The sequence below is a fragment of the Cellulomonas sp. CW35 genome (assembly GCF_052378485.1).
In the GTDB taxonomy this organism is placed as follows: domain Bacteria; phylum Actinomycetota; class Actinomycetes; order Actinomycetales; family Cellulomonadaceae; genus Cellulomonas; species Cellulomonas uda.
Window position 1 is genome coordinate 1,146,879 of sequence record NZ_CP199000.1, and the last position, 18,340, is coordinate 1,165,218.

The following is an 18,340-nucleotide window of genomic DNA, read 5'->3' on the forward strand; positions in this document are numbered from 1 at the left end:
GTCCCGGCCGGGGCACCGGCGGTCGCGGCGTCAGCCGTCGTGGTGCTCGAGGTGGTCCTCAGCCGCCAGCACGGCACCGAGCGGGATGACGGGCTGCACGGCGAGCGCCACGGCCGCCTCCTGCGCGGCGTGCTCGTCGCGGCCCTCGTCGGCGGACGTCGTCTCGCCCGTGAACACCCACTGCTTGTAGCCGACGTACCGCAGGACCGTGCCGAGCGCGATGCCGATGAGGTTCGCGACGTTGTCCGGGACCGGCCCGTCGAGGTGCAGCACGTACTGCGAGAACGCGAGCGGCGCAGCGCCGACCGCCAGGCCCAGGCCGTTGACGACGACGAACAGGAACAGCTCGCGCCCGCGATGCCGCGTGCGCTGCGACGCGAACGTCCACAGCCGGTTGCCGACCCACGACACGAGCGTCGCGACGAGCGTCGCCACCACCTTCGCGGTGAGCGGCTTGGCTGCGAGCAGCTCGCCGGGACCGAACCGCAGCAGGTTGTACAGGCCCACGTCGACGACGAACGCCACGCCACCGACGGACAGGAACCGTGCGAGCTCGAGGAGCCGGGCCCGGTGGTCGGGTCCGAGCAGTCGCGTCAGCACGGCGGTCGTCACGTCCGCGAGGATATCCCGCGCCCCCGTGGACGCCTCGTCGGACCCTGGTCCTACTCGGTTAGGGTGGGCGCCCGTGAACGCACCCGTGGTGGCCGTGGTCGGCGGTGGGCAGCTCGCCCGCATGATGGCTCCCGCAGCGACCGCGCTGGGGGTGCACCTGCGCGTGCTGGTCGAGAGCGCGACGGGCTCCGCCGCGCAGGTCGTCGTCGACGCGCCCGTGGGGGCCGCCTCGGACGAGGACGCGATCACCGCGCTCGTCGCGGGTGCCGACGTGCTCACGTTCGAGCACGAGCACGTGCCCGGCGCGCTGCTCGACCGCATCGACGGCTCGGGTGTCCCGGTCCGGCCCGGCGCCGCCGCGCTCGTGCACGCGCAGGACAAGATCGTCATGCGCCGCCGGCTCACCGAGCTCGGCGTGCCGTGCCCGCGGTGGGCGCCCGTGACCACGCGCGAGGACCTGGCGCGGTTCCTCGCGGGCAGCGCCGACGGCACGGCGGTCGTCAAGACCGCGCGCGGCGGCTACGACGGCAAGGGTGTGCGCGTCGTGGCGGCCGACGGGGAGGCCGACGACTGGCTCGCCGCGGCCGCCCGGCCCGGCGGGGTGCCCGTCCTGGTCGAGGAGAAGGTGCCCTTCACGCGTGAGCTCGCCGCGCTCGTCGCGCGTCGCCCCTCGGGCGAGGTGCGCACCTGGCCGGTGGTCGAGTCCGTGCAGCGCGACGGCGTGTGCGCGGAGGTGGTCGCCCCGGCGCCCGACCTGGCGGAGGACACCCGCGCCCAGGCGCTCGACGTGGCGGTGCGCGTCGCGGAGGGGCTCGGGGTCGTCGGTGTGCTCGCGGTCGAGCTGTTCGAGGTGCCGGACGCGGACGGTGGCGCCCCGCGCGTGCTCGTCAACGAACTCGCGATGCGCCCGCACAACTCGGGTCACTGGACGATCGACGGCTCGGTGACCAGCCAGTTCGAGCAGCACCTGCGCGCGGTGCTCGACCTGCCGCTGGGCGACGTCACGCCGCGCGCACCCTGGACCGTCATGGCGAACGTGCTCGGCTCGACGCTGCCTGATCTGACCGACGCGCTGCCCGCCGTGGCCGCGCTCGACCCGGGCGCGAAGGTCCAGCTCTACGGCAAGGAGGTGCGTCCGGGCCGCAAGCTCGCGCACGTCAACGTGAGCGGGGACGACCTGGCGCAGGTGCGCGCGCGTGCGCTCGCCGCCGCCGCGCTGCTGCGCGGCGAGCAGCCGGGGCAGGATGGCCCCACCCGGACGGACGGAGAGTGACCATGACCGCAGGCGCCCGCGTGGGCATCGTGATGGGTTCGGACTCGGACTGGCCGGTCATGCAGGCCGCCGCCGAGGCGCTCGCCGAGTTCGACGTGCCCGTCGAGGTCGACGTCGTCTCGGCGCACCGGCAGCCCGACAAGATGGTCGCGTACGGCCGCGAGGCCGCGGGGCGCGGGCTGCGGGTGATCGTCGCCGGGGCCGGGGGTGCCGCGCACCTGCCGGGCATGCTCGCCGCGGTCACGACGCTCCCGGTGGTGGGTGTGCCCGTCCCGCTGCGCCACCTCGACGGGTTGGACTCGCTGCTGTCGATCGTGCAGATGCCGGCCGGCGTCCCCGTGGCGACGGTGTCGGTCGGTGGCGCGCGCAACGCGGGGCTGCTCGCGGTGCGGATCCTCGCATCGGGCACCGACGACGAGGCCGCGCGCCTGGCCGCCGCGATGGCGACGTTCCAGGACGGTCTGCGCGAGCAGGCCGACGCGAAGGGCGAGCGTCTGCGCGCGCAGGCCGCGGGCCGACCCGCGACGGGCTTCACCGCCTGACCCGCACGCCGCGAGGCGGGACGGGCCGTGCGATGTGGACGTGCCGGCCCCGTCAGGGGGCCAGGCGGCGGGTCGCGCGCACGCTGGGCATGAGCGCCATGACGCGACGCGACGCCGCGGGGGCCGCGAGCCGCAGGCGCCGGCGCAGGTGCGACGGGACCGAGCCGACGCGCGGCGGCGCCGCGAGCGGGGCCAGGGGCGCGGCGAGGAGCTCGTCGAGCGCGCCCGGCAGCTCGTCGGGCGTGTCCTGCAGGTAGTTCTCGCGCAGCCAGGCCGGGTCCGCGTGGTGCACGCGCGCGGCCGCGAGGTCGGCGAGCGAGCCGACCAGGCCGCTGTCGGCGTACGCCGCGGTGAGGTTGTGCTCGCCGATCCCGAAGTCGTCGAGCACGAGCGCGCGCAGGCCGAGCGCGAGCGCCTCGAGCAGCGCGGTCGAGCTCACGGTCACCAGCGCGGTGCCGGGCACGAGGAACTCCTCGAGCGGACCCGTCGCCACGCGCAGGCGGGCGACGCCCGGCTCGTCGGCGTGCCGTGCGGTGAGCGCGTCGAACGGGAACGCCTCGTGGTGCGTCTGCGGCTCGCCGACGAGCCCGCGCAGCTTGACGACGACGTCGAGGTCCGGCCGGGCCTCGGCGAGCGCGGCGAGCCCGTGCAGCAGCCGGACGCGGTCGTCGAGCGTCTCGGGGAACTTCGCCTGGGGCGCGAACACGACGCGGTGCAGCGCGGTCGTGTCGGGCTCGGGCAGGGCACCGCCCGTGCCGGCGAGGAACGGCAGACGGTCGACCACGAGGCGCGACCGCGTGCCGAGCTGCCGCGCGAGCTCGTCGAACGCGCGCGCCTCGCGGTGCGAGTGCACGACGAACAGGTCGGCCGTCGCGCGGTAGCGCAGCGCGAGCGCGGTCGCGGGCAGCGACATCCCCGGCAGACCCGTGACGACCACGGGACGCGCCGGCAGGCCGGGCAGCGCGCGCAGCACGAGCTCGGCGGCGGGGCCCGTGGTCGCGACGAGCAGCACGTCCGGCGGTGCCGCGCGCAGCGTGCGGACCAGCGCGCGCAGCCGCAGCAGCCGCGGCGCGGCGGCCGCGAGGCGGGTCCCGGCGACCGCCGCGCGGACCTGCGCGGGGGAGGGACGCACCGGGCTGTCGAGCACGACGAGCGACGCCGTCACGTCGTCGAGCCGGTCGAGCGTCGCGGCCGCCCACTTCACGTACGAGTCCGAGTCGGCGACCGCGAGCACCCGCCGCGTCACGCGTGACCCGCGATCGACCGTACGGAGGCGCGGAACCGGGCGCTCGCGTGCGGCGTCCACCACCAGTCGGGCACCGACGAGCCGACGAGCTCGACGCCCGCGTCCGCGAGGAGGCTGCGCAGGGTCAGCAGCGGCGTCGACGGCAGGCAGTGCACCACCGAGCCGGGCGCCAGGCAGCGCAGGCTCACCTCGACCGGCCACGGGCCGCGCTCGACCCGGATCGAGTCGCGGTCCGCCACCGCCGCCGTGATCGCGGGCGTCTCTCGGCGGTGCGGGATGTAGACGACCTCGTCGTGGCCCGCGTCGGCGATCTCGTGGACCCAGGCCGCGTACGCGTCCGGGTCGACCAGCCCGTCGGACGCCATCGCGGACCCGACGACGACGACGCCGGCGCCGTGCAACTCGGGCTCGCGCAGCGACGCGCTCCACGCGAACGAGTGCCCGACCAGGCGTCCGCCCGTCGCGCGGAACGCGTCCGCCAGGCCGTCCGGCACGGGCAGCGCCGTGAACACCGTGAGCAGGCCGGCGTCCGCTAGCGACAGGAGCCTGCTGCGGGCGGCCGAGGCGAGCGTGCGGCGCGCGAGCCCGGGGTGCGCGCGGGCGCGCACGAGGTAGCGGCCGTCGGCGGCGGTGAGCAGGCGCAGCAGGTGCAGCGTCGCGAGCCCGTCGTCGAGCACGACGAGCGGGCGGCGCACGCCGAGCAGACCGCGCGCCTGCACAGCGCCCGAGAACGCGTCGCCGACCGCGCGGACCTGACCGTGGCGCCACAGGCTGCGCGTGCTCTCGGGGGTGACGGTCGTGCCCGCGGGCAGCGCGATCGTGCCGAGCCGCGCCGCGAGCTCGGCCAGCGGCGTGATGCCCGTGCGGTAGACCACGTCCACCGACGGGCCCAGGAGCCCCGCCGCGCTCGCCTCGAGCGCGGACACCATCTGCAGGGGTGACTCGACCCACGCACGGGCGAGGTCCGTGCGAGCGCTGCTCGAGGTCGTCACGACGGCGGGGCTCCGGCGCAGGTCAGGCGCCGACGCGGCGCAGACGCGACAGCGGTGCGAGCTCGCCCGGGAAGACGCGCTTGACGCCGTCCCCCATGGCCTGCTCGACGATGCGGATGTCCCGCACGAGGTTCTTCAGGCCCGTCGGCTCGAGCGAGGACGCCTGGTCCGAGCCCCACATCGTCCGGTCGAGCGTGATGTGCCGCTCGACGGCGACCGCGCCGAGCGCGACCGCGGCGACCGAGATCTGCAGCCCGCGCTCGTGGCCCGAGTAGCCGACCGGCACGCCGTAGCGCTCCTGGAGCGTCGTGATCGTGCGCAGGTTCGCCTCCTCGGGAGGCAGCGGGTACGTCGAGGTCGCGTGCAGCAGCACGAGCCGCTCGGTGCCCAGGGTCTCGACCGCGACGTCGATCTGCTCGAGAGTCGACATGCCGGTCGACAGGATGACGGGCTTGCCGGTCGCGGCGAGCGCGCTCAGCAGCTCGAGGTCCGTCACCGACGCCGAGGCGACCTTGTGCCCGACGACGTCGAGCTCCTCGAGGAACTCCACCGACGGCACGTCCCACGGGGACGCGAACCAGTCGAGACCGCGCGCCGCGGCGTGCGCGCCGACCTCGAGGTACTGCTCGCGGTTGAACTCGACCCGGTAGCGGTACTCCAGGTACGTCATCTCGCCCCAGGGCGTCTGGCGGATCTGGTCGCGCTGGGCGAGCGGCGTCGAGATGTCCGGTGTGCGCTTCTGGAACTTCACGGCCTGGGCGCCCGCCTCGGCCGCGACGTCGATGAGCTGCTTGGCGATCTCGACGTCCCCGTTGTGGTTCAGGCCGATCTCACCGATCACGTAGACCGGCTCGTCGGCACCGATCCGGTGCGCGCCGAAGGGCACGCCGGCGGGGGCGGCAGTGGGGGAGGTGGTCATCGCTGTCCTCTTCTCGGACGCGCACCCTGCGCGCGCGTCGTCGTCGTCGCTGTCATCGTGCCACGGTCGCCGGGGCGGGTCCGTCGTCGTGCCGGGCGGCCAGCACCCGGTCGGCCACCTCGCGCACGGCGCCGTGCCCACCCGCGTGGCGCAGCACCACACGGGCGGCGGCGAGCACCTCGGGACGGGCGTCGGCGACCGCGACCGGCCAACCGACGAGCGCGAGCGCGGGCAGGTCGTTCACGTCGTTGCCGACGTACGCGACACGCGCGGGGTCGAGCCCGTGCTCGGCCATCCACGCGCGCAGCGCGGACGCCTTGTCCTCGACGGCCTGCAGGCACTCGACACGGAGCTTGCGGGCGCGTGCGGACACGACCCCGTCGGTCTCGGTCGACAGGATGAGCACGGGTACGCCCGCGCGGCGCAGCCGGGCCACGCCCAGACCGTCGCCGCGCAGCACGCGCACCGACTCGTTCCCGGCGGCGTCCACGTGCGCCGCGTCGTCGGTGTGCACACCGTCGAAGTCCGTCACGAGCGCGTCGACGTCGATCGCGTCACCGTCGGTCGCGTCGCCGTCGGTCGAGCCGGGCCGCTGTGCCGCGGCGTGCTCGTCGGCGAGCGTGCGCGCGACCGCGAGGTCCGCGGGCGTGTCGATCTCGACGGCGGTCGCCTCGTCGACGACCTCGATGCCGGTGCGCCCGAAGAACCGGTGCCCGCCCGCGCGCAGGCCGCTCGTGCGCATCGCGTAGAACGCGCCCGTCTCGGCGTACAGCGGCTCGCGGTCCTGGCGTCGCGGGCGGTGCGCGGCGTCGTGGCCGACCGCGACGGCCCGGCCGTCGTCGACGCGCCACGTGAACACGTGCGTGGGTGCGGCGGCGAGGACCGAGTCGTCCTCGTCGTCGAGCACGCGGCGCACCGCGTTCGCGAGCGCGGTCGCGTCGATGAACGGGGAGGTGGCCTGCACGAGGACGGTGACCTGCGGGTCGACGCCCTCGGGGAGCAGCGCGTCGAGCGCGTGCAGCACCGCGGACTCGGACGTCGCGGTGTCACCCGACAGCGCGGCCGGGCGCTCGACGACGCGCGCGCCCGCCGCGCGGGCCTCGGCCGCGATCTGCTCGTGGTCCGTGCTGACGACGACGAGGTCGACCGCCGGCAGGCACGCCTCGACGGCGCGCGCGACCAGCGAACGGCCGCCGACGGCCTGCAGGTTCTTCAGCGGGACGCCCTTCGACCCGCCGCGGGCGGGGATGACGGCGACCGAGCGCGGGCTCGTCGCGACGCTGCGCTCCAGGGTCGTCCTCCGATGTTGTGTCCCGCGGGCGGGCGGCGGCTCGTGCGGTCTCGTCGTGCTGATCGGTCGTGCTGATCGGTCGTGCAGCGCGTTCGTGCAGATCGGTCGTGCGTGACGTCCCGCGTGGCCGGACGAGGGCCGGTGCGCGACCCGGCGTCGGCCGGGTGCGGCTCCGGCGGGAGGCCGGCCGTGGCCGGCGGACTCCGCCCGTGCCGACACTCGCGTCGGCCCGGTCATCCTATGCTGTCGCCGACATGTGCCGTCGACGTCGGGCGTGTCGCCGCACCCGGGAGCGCCCCGGGCAGGACGCGGGCCGACCAGCGGCCCCGCGGCCGACGAGGGACACGGGAGGCGAGCATGCCGGGCCGTCCGGACGCCCTGCTCGACGTCGTGGTGGCCGTGCACGACGGTGCCCGGCACCTGCCGACGTTCGTCGCGAGCGCCCGCCGCAACCTCGCCCCCGGCATCCGGTTCGTGGTGGTGGACGACGCGTCGTCCGACGAGACGCCGCAGCTGCTCGCACGAGCGGCGCGCGAGCTGCCGCTCGAAGTCCTGCGCAACCCCGAGAACCGCGGCGTGGCCGCGAGCCGCAACCGTGCGCTCGACGCCGCGGACGCCCGCTACGTGACGTTCGTCGACGCAGACGACTGGTGCGCTCCCGGGCACCTGCCCGCGATGCTGGCAGCGGTCGAGCGCACGGGCGCCGCGATGGTGCGCACGGACCACGTGCGGGTCGACGGCATGCGCCGCGAGGCCGAGCGCGCGCCGTGGGACGGACCGCGTGACGTGGCGTTCGCGGCGCGCGAGGGGATCGGCGACGCGGGCGGGCGCGCACTGGTCGACTACCCGTACCTGTGGGCCGCCGCGTTCGACCGCGAGCGCGTCGAGCCGCGGCTGCTGCGGTTCCACGAGGACCTGCGCACGGCCGCGGACCGCCCGTGGTTCTGGCGGCTGCACCTCGCGGACCTCACGTGCGCGGTGGTCGACAGCCCCGGGTACTTCTACCGGCGGTCCGCGGGCTCGGGCTCGCTCACGCAGGCCGGTGCGGACCGTCTGCTGGACTTCCTGCTCGCGTACGACCGCGTCCTCGACCTCGCGCTCGCCGACGGCGACCCGGCCGTCGAGCGGCGCGCGCTGTACGGCGCGTGCCGGATCGTCGACTTCCACGTCTCCCGGCGGCACCGGCTCTCGCGTGCGCTGCAGCGCCGGCTGCTCGCGGGTGCGGCCGCGCTGCTCGCACGCGGCGGCGACGACGCCTTCGAGGTGGCCGTGCAGGGTGCACCCGCGGGCGGCCGACGGCTGCTGCGCGGGCTGCGCGCCACCGGCCGGGCGGCGGGTGCCGCATGAGCACCCTGGTGCTCGCCACCGACGCGCGGCAGGTCGCACGCGCGTGCGACGCCGTGGCGTCCGGCGTGCTGCGCGACGACGACGGTCTGGTGCTGCTCGTCGCCACGCTCGACCCCGTGCCCGAGGTCGCGCCCTCGCCGCTCGACGGCGACGACGGCGCGGGGCACGACCTGGCGGCGCGGGCCGCGGACGCGTTCGCGCGCGTGCTCGACCTGGGCGCGCTCGTCGCGCCGCAGCACCCGGCGGCGTGGGACGCGCGGGACCTCGCCGCGGGCGCCGCGGTGCTGCTCGACGCGCTCGCGGGCGTGCACCGCGTGGTCCGCTGCGTGGCGGGTCCGGTGCCCGTGCTGCCCCTCGTGCTGCCCGACGCGCGCACCGGCCTGCTGGGCGCGCACGAGGTCGTCGCCGACCCCCACCGGCTCGGCGCGGTCCCGACGCCCGAGCAGGCGTCGGCCGCGCACGGCCGCGTGCTGCGCACCGCGCGACGCGCCCCGGGTGCGGTGCGCCGACGCGTCGAGCGGGCGCTGCGGCCGTGGTGGGAGCGACGCGTGCTCGCGCGCGCCGGGCGTGACCTGGCCGCGCTGCGCGCGCAGGGCGACGCCGACGGGACGCCTATGCTGGCGCGGGCCGTGGCGGCCACGCCCGGGTGGAGGAGGAGACGTTGACGGACGGCGAGCGCACGCCCGCGATCTCGGTCGTGGTGCCGACGCACGACGTGGTCGAGTGGGTCGACGACTGTCTGACCAGCATGCTCGACGACCAGGACGTCGACCTCGAGGTGGTCGTCGTCGACGACGGGTCACGTGACGGCACGTGGGAGCGCGTCACGGCGCGCGCCGCGGCCGACCCGCGCGTGCGCGCCTTCCGGGCACCCGGCGTGGGCGGCGGCCAGGCGCGCAACTTCGGTGTCGAGCAGGCCCGCGGCGAGTTCCTCGCGTTCGCGGACGGCGACGACCTGGTGCCGCGCGGCGCCTACGCGGCGATGCTCGCGTCCGCGCGCTCGTCGGGCTCCGACATGGTCGTCGGCGACTTCCTGAAGTTCTCCGCGCTGCAGACCTGGAGCCCCACCGCGCGGTGGACGGGCTTCGCCGAGCGGGCGCAGGGCCTGACGCTCACGGACCGCCCGCAGCTCGTGCGCAACCGCGCGTGCTGGAACCGGTTGTTCCGCATGCAGTTCTGGCGCGAGCAGGCCATCGCGTACCCGTCCGTCCCGCGGTCGAACGACATCGTGCCGATGGTGACCGCGCTCGTCGCGGCCCGCACGATCGACGTCGTCCCGGATGTCGTCTACCTCTACCGCGAGCGTCCCGGTGGCACGTCGATGACCGCCCAGGCGAGCGCTGACGCCGCGGTCGCGTCGTACCTCACGCAGGAGCTGCTGTGCGCGCGCCTGCTGGGCGCGGTCGAGAGCGACCAGCTCGCCGCGACGTACTGGCAGATGGTGCTGAACGCGGACGGGTGGGTCCACCTGCGCAGGTACGCGCGTGGCGCGCAGACCCCGGGCGAGGCGTCCATGGTGCCGGCGCTGCTCAGCGAGCTGCTGTCGTTGCGCCGGGTGTACACGTTCACGCACCTGCGGCCCGAGAGGCAGGCCGTCTACGCGCTCGGCACGCTCGGCGAGGTGCAGCTCGCGCGCGAGGTGCTGGACGCGTCCGGCGACGGCGGCCTCACGCCGGTGCCCATGGACCCGGTGCGGGCGATCCACGCGATCCAGGCCGCTGCGGGCACCGGGCTGCTCGACGAGCGCGCGCAGCGTGCGCTCGCGTATGCGCTCGTCGTCGAGAACGTCGCGGGGCGCAGCACGCCCATCACCGAGGCCGAGGCGACGGAGCTGGTCGCACTCGCCGCGCCGCACGCGCAGTGGTTCACCACGTCGGTGGCGCCCGTCGAACGACCGCAGGACCGCCTGGCTCGCGCCGCACTCGTCGCCGGCGACGTCCGCGCCTTGCGTGAGGCGGCCCGGGGGGCCGAGCCGCAGGTCGTCGAGACGCTCGTCGTCACGCGCACCGTGGCGCAGATCGAGCTCCGGCCGCCCGCGGGCCTCGCGCCCGGCACGGCGCTCGAGCTGCGCGCGTACAAGCCGGGTCGGCCGGAGACGCAGCGGTCCGTGGGCCGCGTCCGGCCGGAGGGCGATCGGTGGTGCGCCCGCGTCGGGGCGAGCGCGCTGCCGAGCGAAGGCACGTGGGCCCTGGAGCTGCTCGTGGCCGCGCCGGACGGCGAGATGCAGGTCCCGCTCGTCGTCGAGCGGAGCGCCGTGCGCCTGCGGGGTGGCCGCCTTGGTCGCCTCACGGTGCGTGGCAAGGGCTCCGGTCAGGTGAGCGCGACGCTGTTCCGCCGTCCGTCAGTCGTCCGTCGCGCGGTGCGCGCGCTGCGTCGCCGCTGAGCCGCCCGTCCGGGCGGACCCGCACGCGCCTGCAGGTCAGCCGGCGAGCGCGCGTGGTGCGGGACCGACGGGCGCCTGCCCGTCGAGGATGCGCAGGAAGTCGCGGCTCATCGCGTACGGCGGGTACCGCAGCGCGTACGCCGTCGCGTCGTGCGCCGTCCGTCGCGCCGAGCGCAGCGCCGACCGGATGGCCCGTGCGAGGCTCTCGACCGCGTCTCCGCCCGGGGGGTAGAACGTCACCCACGGCTCGTCACCGAACTCGGCGACGAGGTGCGCCTCCCGTGGCAGCACGCACGGTCGCCCGAGCGTCGCGGACAGCAGCACCGAACCCGAGTTGAGGACGCGCTCGTACGGGAACACCATGACGTCCGCCGCCCGGAACCACGTCTGCATCTGCTCGTCCGCGACGAAGTCGTGGTGGCGGACCGTGCGGACGCCCTGCGGAAGGGCCGCTTCCACTTGCGGCAGCACGTCCTCGCGCGTCTTGCCCGCGAGCAGGAGCGTGAGGTCCTCGACGTCCCGCGCCACGCGGCCCGCCGCGGCCAGGAGCGTGGTGATGCCCTTGTACGGGCGGATCTGCCCCACGAAGCCGATGGTCGGTGACGTCGGCGGCACGTCGAGCACCGCGCGGGCCTGTGCCTGCGTCATCGAGTCCGGGTACACGCCGAGGTAGGACGCGTGGGGGAGGGTGACGACCTTCTCGACCGGCAGCACGTACTCGTCCGCGACCGCCTCGACCGTGTGCCCGTTGAGCTGGACCACGACGTCCGCGAGCTCGGTGAGGTGGCGCGCGAGCTCCAGCTCGAGCTCACGGTACGCGACCTCGTGCGGCAGCTTGTTGTGCACGGTCCACACCAGGCGCACGCCCGAGGCGCGGGCCGCGCGGATCGTCGCGACGAACGTGTCGAGCCGCTCGCGGGCGGTCGTCTCGTCCGGCGCGGTCTGGCAGATCGGCGACGTCCAGTGCACGTGCAGGACGTCCGCGGCGCCCAGGCCGCGGGTGCGGCGGACGAGCTCGTCGAACGAGGTGGTGCCCTGCACGTCCCAGCCGGCGCCACGCGTCGCGAGGTACAGCAGGTTGAGATAGGGGTTGTCGCGCCAGGCGGGGAACGCGAGCAGCGTGGGCATACGGGTCCTCTCAGCTCACGCCGGGACGGCGGTCGGGTCGACGACGAGCGTCCAGGCGGTCGGCGGCGGCGACTGGCCACCCGATCCGGACAGCACCAGACCGAGCGAGCCACGTGGCGCCAGCGGGACCTCCGAGCGTGCGCCGGTCCCCTCGACCAGCAGGACGTGGACGTCCCACCGCTCGGTTCCCGGCTCGGCCGCGGACGTCGAGTCGAGCGCGTGGCGGGGGACCATGACATCGACGTCGAGATGCCACTGACGCACGTGGAACGGTGAGCGCGGCACGGGCACGAGGACGCGGGCGTGCGAGCCCTGCGCGCGCAGCACGAGCGCGAGCTCGTCGATACCCCCACGCACGTGCGGCACCTGGACCGTGAAGCTCAGGACCCAGCCCCCCGATGCCGGGCGCTGCGCGCGCAGCTCGGCGGTGGGGGGACGGCCGTGCAGACGCGCAGCGACCGCGAGTCGTGCAGCGTCGCGGTGCTGCACGAGCTCGGCCCGGTCGCGCTGCTCGTCCTCGAGCACCGTGGTGTCCAGGCCGGGCACGACGAGCTCGCGGTACGTGGCCGCCAGCTCGAGCGGGTCCTCGGCAGCGTCGTCCGCTGGCGCCTCGTGCGCTGGCGTCCCGTCCTCGCGCGTCTCGTCCTCAGGTGTCCCGTCGACACGCTCCTCGGGCTCGTCCGCGTCGGTGACGGCACTCTCGCGCCGGTCGGTCGACTCGAGCACGAGCGGACCGACCTCCTGGCCCGTCACCGCGGCCACCGCGCGCGGCACGAGCTGGTCGAGCCAGCGTGCACGCAGGTCGTCGTCGGACACCTCACCCCGCGTCGTGCGCAGCAGGTCGCTCGTCACCACCCGGCCGAAGCGAGCGACGCCGAACGGTCGCCCCGCCCACCCGGTCAACGGGGAGCCGAGCGCCCAGACGTCGCGCGGGAACGCGGCGAGCAGCCGCTCGAGGTCGACCACGGGGGGCTCGTGCGGTCCCAGCTCCAGGGCGTGGGCGACCGAGTCGGCGATGCGCGTGAGCGGTCTACCCGTGCCCGCGAGGTAGTCGCGGTACTTGAAGACGGACTCGTTGGCCGAGGCGACGAACCGGGCGGGGATGCCGAGCGCGTCCGCGAGGATCACGGCGTGCAGGGACGACCCGACGACGAACCTGGACTGCGCGATCGTCCGCAGGACGGAGCGCACCGGGTCGGTGGGGACCAGCAGGCGCTGACCGGCTTCGGGGTCGACGGGCCAGGCCGCCTCCGAGCCCAGGTCGTTGAGATTGGGTGCGACCAGCACGTCGGTCACGCGTCGGCGCGCCCACTGCCACAGCTCGGGCATGAGCGTCGGCAGGAGCATCGCCGGGTCCCCGTAGACGTCCGGGACCTCGATGCCGCGCGCGCTCAAGTACGCGGCCGACAGCGGGCCGCGCACGGCCCGGACGTCGAGCTCGCGCTCGCCGTGCACGCTCGCGTTCGACACCTTGCCGTTGATGCCCGTGCCCCACACCACGTCCCGCGGGCGGGCGAAGTGCATGACCGAGCCGACAGACAGGACGCGCCGCTCGGGGGCACGCTCCAGCCGGGTACCCGGTGCGATCGACTCGAGGACCAGCTCGACCACGATCGGGCCGAGCAGGTCGCCGAAGTTGTTCAGCAGCTGCGGCTCACCGTCGATCTCGCGCAACGGGTTCCACTGGAAGGCGTGCACGCCACCGACGCGCCGCAGGTAGTCGCCAGCCTCGTCCACCGGGCCGAGGGTAGCGCAGCGCCGGGCCGACGAGGTGCGCGCCGGGTACGCGCGCGCCGCCCATCTGCATGGTCGTCGCACACCGGGTACGGGGCGGTATCTTTCCGGAGCGCTCAGGCCCGTCGTGTGGATGCGGGCCGTGGCAGAAGGAGCCCTGGGACGATGGCCACGACGATCGAGGACGCATGACATCGGCGACCGCCGAGGCCGTCGCCGCGTCGGCCGAGCGGCCGACCCCGGCTGCGCGTCGGCGCGACGTCCAGGGCCTGCGTGCCGTGGCCGTGCTCGCCGTGATGGCCGACCACGTGATCGGCTGGCCGCACGGTGGGTTCGTCGGCGTCGACGTGTTCTTCGTCATCAGCGGGTACCTCATCACGGGTCTGCTGCTGCGCGAGCACCGGCGTAGCGGCGCCATCTCGTTCCGTGGCTTCTACGCGCGCCGCGTGCGCCGCATCCTGCCCAACGCCCTGCTGACCCTCGCCGTGACGGTCGGGCTCACGGCGGTGCTCGTCGGCGGCACGCGGTTGGCGAGCACGGTGCGCGACGCGATCGCCGCGGCGCTCACGGTCGTGAACTGGCGGTTCGCGCGCGAGGGCACCGACTACTTCGCGCAGGGCCTGCCGCCGTCACCGGTGCAGCACTTCTGGTCGCTGTCGGTCGAGGAGCAGTTCTACTTCGTGTGGCCGTGGCTCATGCTCGGCCTGCTCGTGCTGACGGCGCGCCGCGCGGCGGGGCGCGAGCGCCGCGTGCGGCACGGGCGCGCGCTGTTCGCCGCGATGAGCGGCGTCGTGTGCGCCTCGTTCGTGTGGGCCGTCGTGCAGACGTCGGCGCAGCCGACGTACGCGTTCTTCTCGACGCTCACGCGCGTGTGGGAGCTGGGGGTCGGCGCGCTCGTCGCGATCGCCGCGGCGCGCCTGGGCATGACGCTGGGCCGTGCGCGGCCCGTCCTCGCGTGGGTGGGCCTCGCCGGCATCGTCGTGTCGCTGCTCGTCGTGCGGGAGGACGCGGGCTTCCCTGCGCCGTGGGCGGCTCTACCGGTCCTGTCCACGGCGCTGGTGATCGCGGCGGGAGAAGGCCCGGGTGTCCGTGGCCCGTGGCCGTTGACCAACCGTTTCGCGAACTACGTGGGTGACGCGTCGTACTCGCTGTACCTGTGGCACTGGCCGGTCGTGGTACTGCTGCCCACGCTGATCGCGCAGGACTCGCCGTGGTTCGTCCCGGTCGCGCTCGCCGCAGGCGTCGCCCTCGCCCTGCCTGCCTACCACTTCGTCGAGAACCCCGTGCGGCACGTGGGCGGGCTGTCCCCGCGCGCGACGATGCGGCGCCTGCGGACCCCGCTGGTGGCAGCGAGCGCGATCACGGTGCTCGTCGTCGCAGGTGCGGCAGCAGGCGTGCGTGCGCTCGAGCAGCGCGCGACCCCCGCCGCGACGGCGCCGCCCGCGGCGCAGGCCGACTGCCGCGGAGCACTGGCGCTCGACCACCGCGCGGAGTGCGCGGGAGTGACGTTCGCGGGCGTGGTGCCCGCGCCGCGCGACGCCGAGCACGACACCCAGCATGCGTACGAGTGCTACTCGACGCCCGAGTCCGGTGCCCGCACGTGCGAGAAGGGCGACCTGGACGGGCCGCTGCGGGTGGCGGTCGTCGGGAACTCGCACGCCGCCGCTCTGCTGCCGGGACTGCTCGAGCAGGCCGACGAGCGTGGCTGGCAGGTGACCGTGATGGTGGGCAACGGGTGCGCGCTGAGCCGCGACGTCAACGAGAACTGCGTCCCGACGTCCGAGGAGATCCGTTCGCGGCTGCTGGAGGGCGAACCGTACGACCTGGTGATCACGTCCGGCAGCAGGTCCGCGATGGGCGCCGACAAGCTCTCGCGCGTGCCGGGCATGGCGAAGATGATGCGCGCCGTCGCGCGTCGCGGTTCACAGGTCGTCGCCGTCTCCGACGGGCCGATCGTGAGCGACACGGCGCTCGCGTGCGTCGCGCGCATCGGTCAGGACCCCGCGGGGTGCGCCGTCCCCCTCGACGACGCGTTCGCCGTGCCCGACCTGCTCGAGCTCGCCGTAGAGCGCGTGCCGCAGGCGCACTACGTGGACATCCAGGACCTGTACTGCACGGACAGCGAGTGCCCGCTCGTCATCGGCGGCGTGCTGGCGTACCGCGACTCGGCCGGGCACATCACCGCGACGTACTCACGCTCGCTCGGCCCGCTGGTCGCCGACCGGATCCTGGCCGCCGCAGGGCTCGACGATCGGCACGGCGAGACCGCAGCCCCCACGGAGGCGCCCACGAGAGCGTCCGCGGACGGGTGACGTCGCAGGCCACGTCCCGTAGTCGACCCCTGGGATCGAGATAGCCTGTGCCACCATGAGCGACGACTGGACCCGCTGGAGCGGACTTCCCCAGCTGGTTCTCGGTGCGACCGACGCCGACGCGGTGGAGCTCGCGCTCGGCGGGGCGGTCTCCCACGACCGGCACCCCGTCGTCGCGGCAGCGCCGGACGGTGCGGTCGTCCTGCTGGACGACGAGAACACCCCCATCGCGGTCCGCGAGCGCGGCGACCAGCCGCTGGCACCCTTGCGTCCGCCCGGCCTGCGCGGCGGCGAGGACGCGGACCCCCGGGTGCGCCTCGCCGCGCGCGACGTGCGGGACCGTCTCGGCGAGGGACCGGTGCTGGGCGTCCTCGTCGACGACGTGGCGGGTCTGGATCAGGTCGACGAGATCGTCGAGCGCGCCGCGTGCGCGCGCACCGTCCTGCTGCTGTGCCTCGTCGCGCCACCACGTCCCGCTCACGCGCTCGACGTCACCGCGGCGGGCGTCGTGCGGGCGGCAACCGCGTTGCGCGACGAGCTGACGCAACCGGGCCGGATCGCGGTGCCGGTCGAGGTGGTCGCCGTCCCGTGGGCGCGAGGCGCACGTCTCGAGCGTCTCGCGTGGCCGGCCGGTCAGCCCACGCTCGACGAGCTCGCCCGCGCGTACGGGGCGAGTGACGTCCTCGACCTCACACTCGGCCCGAGCGCCGCGCGTGAGGCGTACGCCCTGGCAGAGCAGCGACGTGCCGCCGTGCTGGCTGCCAGCTTCCCGGCGTCCTCGACGCGCGAGCTCTCGTCGTCGCGCGACGCGGGCACCGGCCCGGGCGCCGTGGTGATGTTCACGGGCCTGTCCGGCTCCGGGAAGTCGACCGTCGCCAAGGCCGTCGCGCAGCGGCTCCAGTCGTCGGTCTCACGCCAGGTCACCGTGCTCGACGGCGACGAGGTGCGGCACATGCTGTCGGCCGGGCTCGGGTTCGACCGCGAGTCCCGCTCGCAGAACGTGCGGCGCATCGGCTACGTCGCGTCCCTCGTCGCGGGCGCGGGCGGAATCGTGCTCGTCGCGGCGATCGCGCCGTTCGAGGAGGACCGCGCGGACGTGCGCCGCCGCACCGAGGCCGTCGCGGGGTTCGTGCTCGTGCACGTGGCCACGCCGCTCGAGGTCTGCGAGGCGCGCGACCGCAAGCACCTGTACGCGCGCGCCCGGGCGGGTGACCTGCCCGAGTTCACGGGCGTGTCCTCGCCGTACGAGTTCCCGCACGACGCCGACGTCGTGCTGGACACGTCCCACGACGACATCGGCCGCGCGGTCGACGCCGTCCTCGGGGCACTACGAGCAGCGGGGGTCGACGGCCTCTGAGGCGTCGACCCCCGCTGCGGGGTGGTGCTCGTCAGCGTGCGAGGGCCTCGGCGATCGCGTCCGCGAGCCCGCGCATGTGCTCGCTCGCCTGCTCGCGGATCCGCTCGACATCGGCTGGGTCGACCTGCGGCCGACCCTCGAACTTCTCGACCAGCTGCGGGGAGTTGAAGCTCGACACGAGCGCGCCGAGCCCGATGCGCTCCATGAAGTTGATGTTCTTGTTCGTCGGGACCATGACGATCGACGGGACGCCGTACATCGTCGCGACCACCGTGCCGTGGAACTTCATCGACGCGAGCGCGGTGCACTCGCCGATGGCGCGCGACAGGTCGTCGAGGTCCTCGGAGTAGACGACCTCCTTGGAGTCGAACACGAAGTCCTCCGCATTCGCGAGGTCACGCTTGCCCACGTTGTTGGTGCCCAGGATGATCTGGCGCACGCGCCAGCCCTGCTCGGACACGTGCTGTGCGAGCTTGACGACCTCGCAGTAGTCGTCCGGCTCGGGGCGGTTCGGACGGAAGCGCGTCACGACGCCCAGGATCGGCGCGCCCTCGGGCTTGGTCACCGGCGGCAGGTCGAGGCTCGCGACGATGTCGGGGGCCACCAGGATCTCGCCCGGCGGGTCGAGCCGGTCGCGGATCCACGAGGCGGCCTGGTCGTCACGCACGCCGATCCGGCGCACGTTCCGGTGCGCCATGAACCGACGGTGCCGCGCGACGATGTGCTCCTTCTCGTCGGGCGCGTGGCGGTTCGTGTACTGCGGCACACCGATCCCGACCACGAACACCGGCTTGGCCAGGAACGCGTGGTTGAAGTAGCGCGGGTCCTGGTTCCACGGCTGCAGGATGTCGCCGCCGCCGATGACGATCGCGTCGACCTCCGCGACGATCTTCTTCACGTCACGCGAGAAGTGGGGTGCGTTCGGCAGGTCCGCGAGGACCTTGAGCTCGAAACGTGGGCCGAGGTACTGCTTGAACACCTCGAGGAACAGCTCGTCGCCGTAGTTGCCGTCGCCGAAGAAGCCGGCGAGGCCGACGACCGGTTTGCGGCCGGTAACTTGTCGCACCTTCCGCGTGACGTAGCGCTTGGCGCGGCCCGCTGTCGATCGCAGTCGACCCATGGGGGATGTCCTCCTGAGAACCGGTTTCCGGGCACGGCGAGACAAGGCACGGCCCGGGGAACGAAGAACGCTACCGTATGGTCC

General features: G+C 74.8%; 15 protein-coding genes. 7 read left to right on the forward strand and 8 right to left on the reverse strand.

The genetic code is table 11. The annotated features are described in order from the left end of the window. Positions 1-30: 30 nt before the first annotated feature. Positions 31-612 carry a GtrA family protein gene (locus tag ACT17Q_RS05395; protein ID WP_232514715.1) on the reverse strand — a complete coding sequence of 194 codons (582 nt, stop codon included), beginning with the start codon at positions 610-612 and terminating at the stop codon, positions 31-33. A gap of 73 nt (positions 613-685) precedes the next feature. On the opposite strand from ACT17Q_RS05395, the gene ACT17Q_RS05400 reads away from it, so the two are divergent. Continuing rightward, a complete protein-coding gene (locus ACT17Q_RS05400; protein WP_444665035.1) occupies positions 686-1,885 on the forward strand; it encodes a 5-(carboxyamino)imidazole ribonucleotide synthase in 1,200 nt (399 codons plus the stop codon). 2 nt (positions 1,886-1,887) lie between these two features. After that, on the forward strand, positions 1,888-2,427 hold the full coding sequence (gene purE, locus ACT17Q_RS05405) for a 5-(carboxyamino)imidazole ribonucleotide mutase (RefSeq protein ID WP_444665036.1): 540 nt from the start codon (positions 1,888-1,890) through the stop codon (positions 2,425-2,427). Positions 2,428-2,479: 52 nt separating this feature from the next. Here purE and ACT17Q_RS05410 read toward each other — a convergent pair whose 3' ends face one another. Genes ACT17Q_RS05410 through ACT17Q_RS05425 form a run of 4 tightly spaced genes read right to left on the reverse strand, consistent with a single transcriptional unit; the run spans position 2,480 to position 7,112 of the window. After that, positions 2,480-3,673 (reverse strand): DUF6716 putative glycosyltransferase, encoded by a 1,194-nt coding sequence (locus ACT17Q_RS05410; protein WP_157732547.1) that lies wholly within the window; start codon positions 3,671-3,673, stop codon positions 2,480-2,482. Then, the gene (locus ACT17Q_RS05415) at positions 3,670-4,665 is read right to left on the reverse strand and encodes a hypothetical protein (RefSeq protein WP_444665037.1); all 996 of its coding nucleotides are present in this window, start codon (positions 4,663-4,665) and stop codon (positions 3,670-3,672) included. The genes ACT17Q_RS05410 and ACT17Q_RS05415 overlap by 4 nt, the downstream gene beginning before the upstream one ends. Before the next feature lie 22 nt (positions 4,666-4,687). Beyond that, a complete protein-coding gene (locus ACT17Q_RS05420; protein ID WP_444665038.1) occupies positions 4,688-5,584 on the reverse strand; it encodes an N-acetylneuraminate synthase family protein in 897 nt (298 codons plus the stop codon). Between the two features lie 52 nt (positions 5,585-5,636). Next, positions 5,637-7,112, reverse strand: coding sequence for a cytidylyltransferase domain-containing protein (locus ACT17Q_RS05425; protein WP_444665039.1), 1,476 nt, complete (start codon positions 7,110-7,112; stop codon positions 5,637-5,639). A gap of 120 nt (positions 7,113-7,232) precedes the next feature. Here ACT17Q_RS05425 and ACT17Q_RS05430 point away from each other — a divergent pair, with 120 nt between their 5' ends. Genes ACT17Q_RS05430 through ACT17Q_RS05440 form a run of 3 tightly spaced genes read left to right on the forward strand, consistent with a single transcriptional unit; the run spans position 7,233 to position 10,605 of the window. Continuing rightward, positions 7,233-8,222, forward strand: coding sequence for a glycosyltransferase family 2 protein (locus ACT17Q_RS05430; RefSeq protein WP_268534943.1), 990 nt, complete (start codon positions 7,233-7,235; stop codon positions 8,220-8,222). Further along, positions 8,219-8,887 (forward strand): hypothetical protein, encoded by a 669-nt coding sequence (locus ACT17Q_RS05435; RefSeq protein ID WP_444665040.1) that lies wholly within the window; start codon positions 8,219-8,221, stop codon positions 8,885-8,887. Before ACT17Q_RS05430 ends, ACT17Q_RS05435 begins: the two co-directional genes overlap by 4 nt. Beyond that, positions 8,884-10,605, forward strand: a complete 1,722-nt coding sequence (locus ACT17Q_RS05440) for a glycosyltransferase family 2 protein (RefSeq protein WP_444665041.1) — start codon at positions 8,884-8,886, stop codon at positions 10,603-10,605. The genes ACT17Q_RS05435 and ACT17Q_RS05440 overlap by 4 nt, the downstream gene beginning before the upstream one ends. A gap of 36 nt (positions 10,606-10,641) precedes the next feature. On the opposite strand, the gene ACT17Q_RS05445 is transcribed toward ACT17Q_RS05440, so the two are convergent. Both ACT17Q_RS05445 and ACT17Q_RS05450 read right to left on the reverse strand, forming a co-directional pair. Next, positions 10,642-11,733, reverse strand: coding sequence for a glycosyltransferase family 4 protein (locus tag ACT17Q_RS05445; RefSeq protein ID WP_444665042.1), 1,092 nt, complete (start codon positions 11,731-11,733; stop codon positions 10,642-10,644). A gap of 15 nt (positions 11,734-11,748) precedes the next feature. Continuing rightward, entirely contained in the window at positions 11,749-13,470 is a 1,722-nt protein-coding gene (locus ACT17Q_RS05450) for a polysaccharide pyruvyl transferase family protein (protein WP_444665043.1), read from the reverse strand. A gap of 185 nt (positions 13,471-13,655) precedes the next feature. On the opposite strand from ACT17Q_RS05450, the gene ACT17Q_RS05455 reads away from it, so the two are divergent. Together ACT17Q_RS05455 and cysC are read left to right on the forward strand one after the other, a co-directional pair. Then, the gene (locus ACT17Q_RS05455) at positions 13,656-15,779 is read left to right on the forward strand and encodes an acyltransferase family protein (protein WP_444665044.1); all 2,124 of its coding nucleotides are present in this window, start codon (positions 13,656-13,658) and stop codon (positions 15,777-15,779) included. Positions 15,780-15,834: 55 nt separating this feature from the next. Continuing rightward, positions 15,835-17,136, forward strand: a complete 1,302-nt coding sequence (cysC, locus tag ACT17Q_RS05460; RefSeq protein WP_444665045.1) for an adenylyl-sulfate kinase — start codon at positions 15,835-15,837, stop codon at positions 17,134-17,136. 31 nt (positions 17,137-17,167) lie between these two features. Here cysC and ACT17Q_RS05465 read toward each other — a convergent pair whose 3' ends face one another. After that, positions 17,168-18,256, reverse strand: a complete 1,089-nt coding sequence (locus tag ACT17Q_RS05465) for a polysaccharide pyruvyl transferase family protein (RefSeq protein ID WP_444665046.1) — start codon at positions 18,254-18,256, stop codon at positions 17,168-17,170. Positions 18,257-18,340: the final 84 nt, after the last annotated feature.

Coding starts and splice junctions, on each gene's coding strand:
- purE (WP_444665036.1), top strand. CDS start 1,888: ATGACCGCAGGCGCCCGCGTGGGCATCGTGATGGGTTCGGACTCGGAC.
- ACT17Q_RS05420 (WP_444665038.1), bottom strand. CDS start 5,584: ATGACCACCTCCCCCACTGCCGCCCCCGCCGGCGTGCCCTTCGGCGCG.
- ACT17Q_RS05425 (WP_444665039.1), bottom strand. CDS start 7,112: ATGACCGGGCCGACGCGAGTGTCGGCACGGGCGGAGTCCGCCGGCCAC.
- ACT17Q_RS05430 (WP_268534943.1), top strand. CDS start 7,233: ATGCCGGGCCGTCCGGACGCCCTGCTCGACGTCGTGGTGGCCGTGCAC.
- ACT17Q_RS05435 (WP_444665040.1), top strand. CDS start 8,219: ATGAGCACCCTGGTGCTCGCCACCGACGCGCGGCAGGTCGCACGCGCG.
- ACT17Q_RS05445 (WP_444665042.1), bottom strand. CDS start 11,733: ATGCCCACGCTGCTCGCGTTCCCCGCCTGGCGCGACAACCCCTATCTC.
- ACT17Q_RS05455 (WP_444665044.1), top strand. CDS start 13,656: ATGACATCGGCGACCGCCGAGGCCGTCGCCGCGTCGGCCGAGCGGCCG.
- cysC (WP_444665045.1), top strand. CDS start 15,835: ATGAGCGACGACTGGACCCGCTGGAGCGGACTTCCCCAGCTGGTTCTC.
- ACT17Q_RS05465 (WP_444665046.1), bottom strand. CDS start 18,256: ATGGGTCGACTGCGATCGACAGCGGGCCGCGCCAAGCGCTACGTCACG.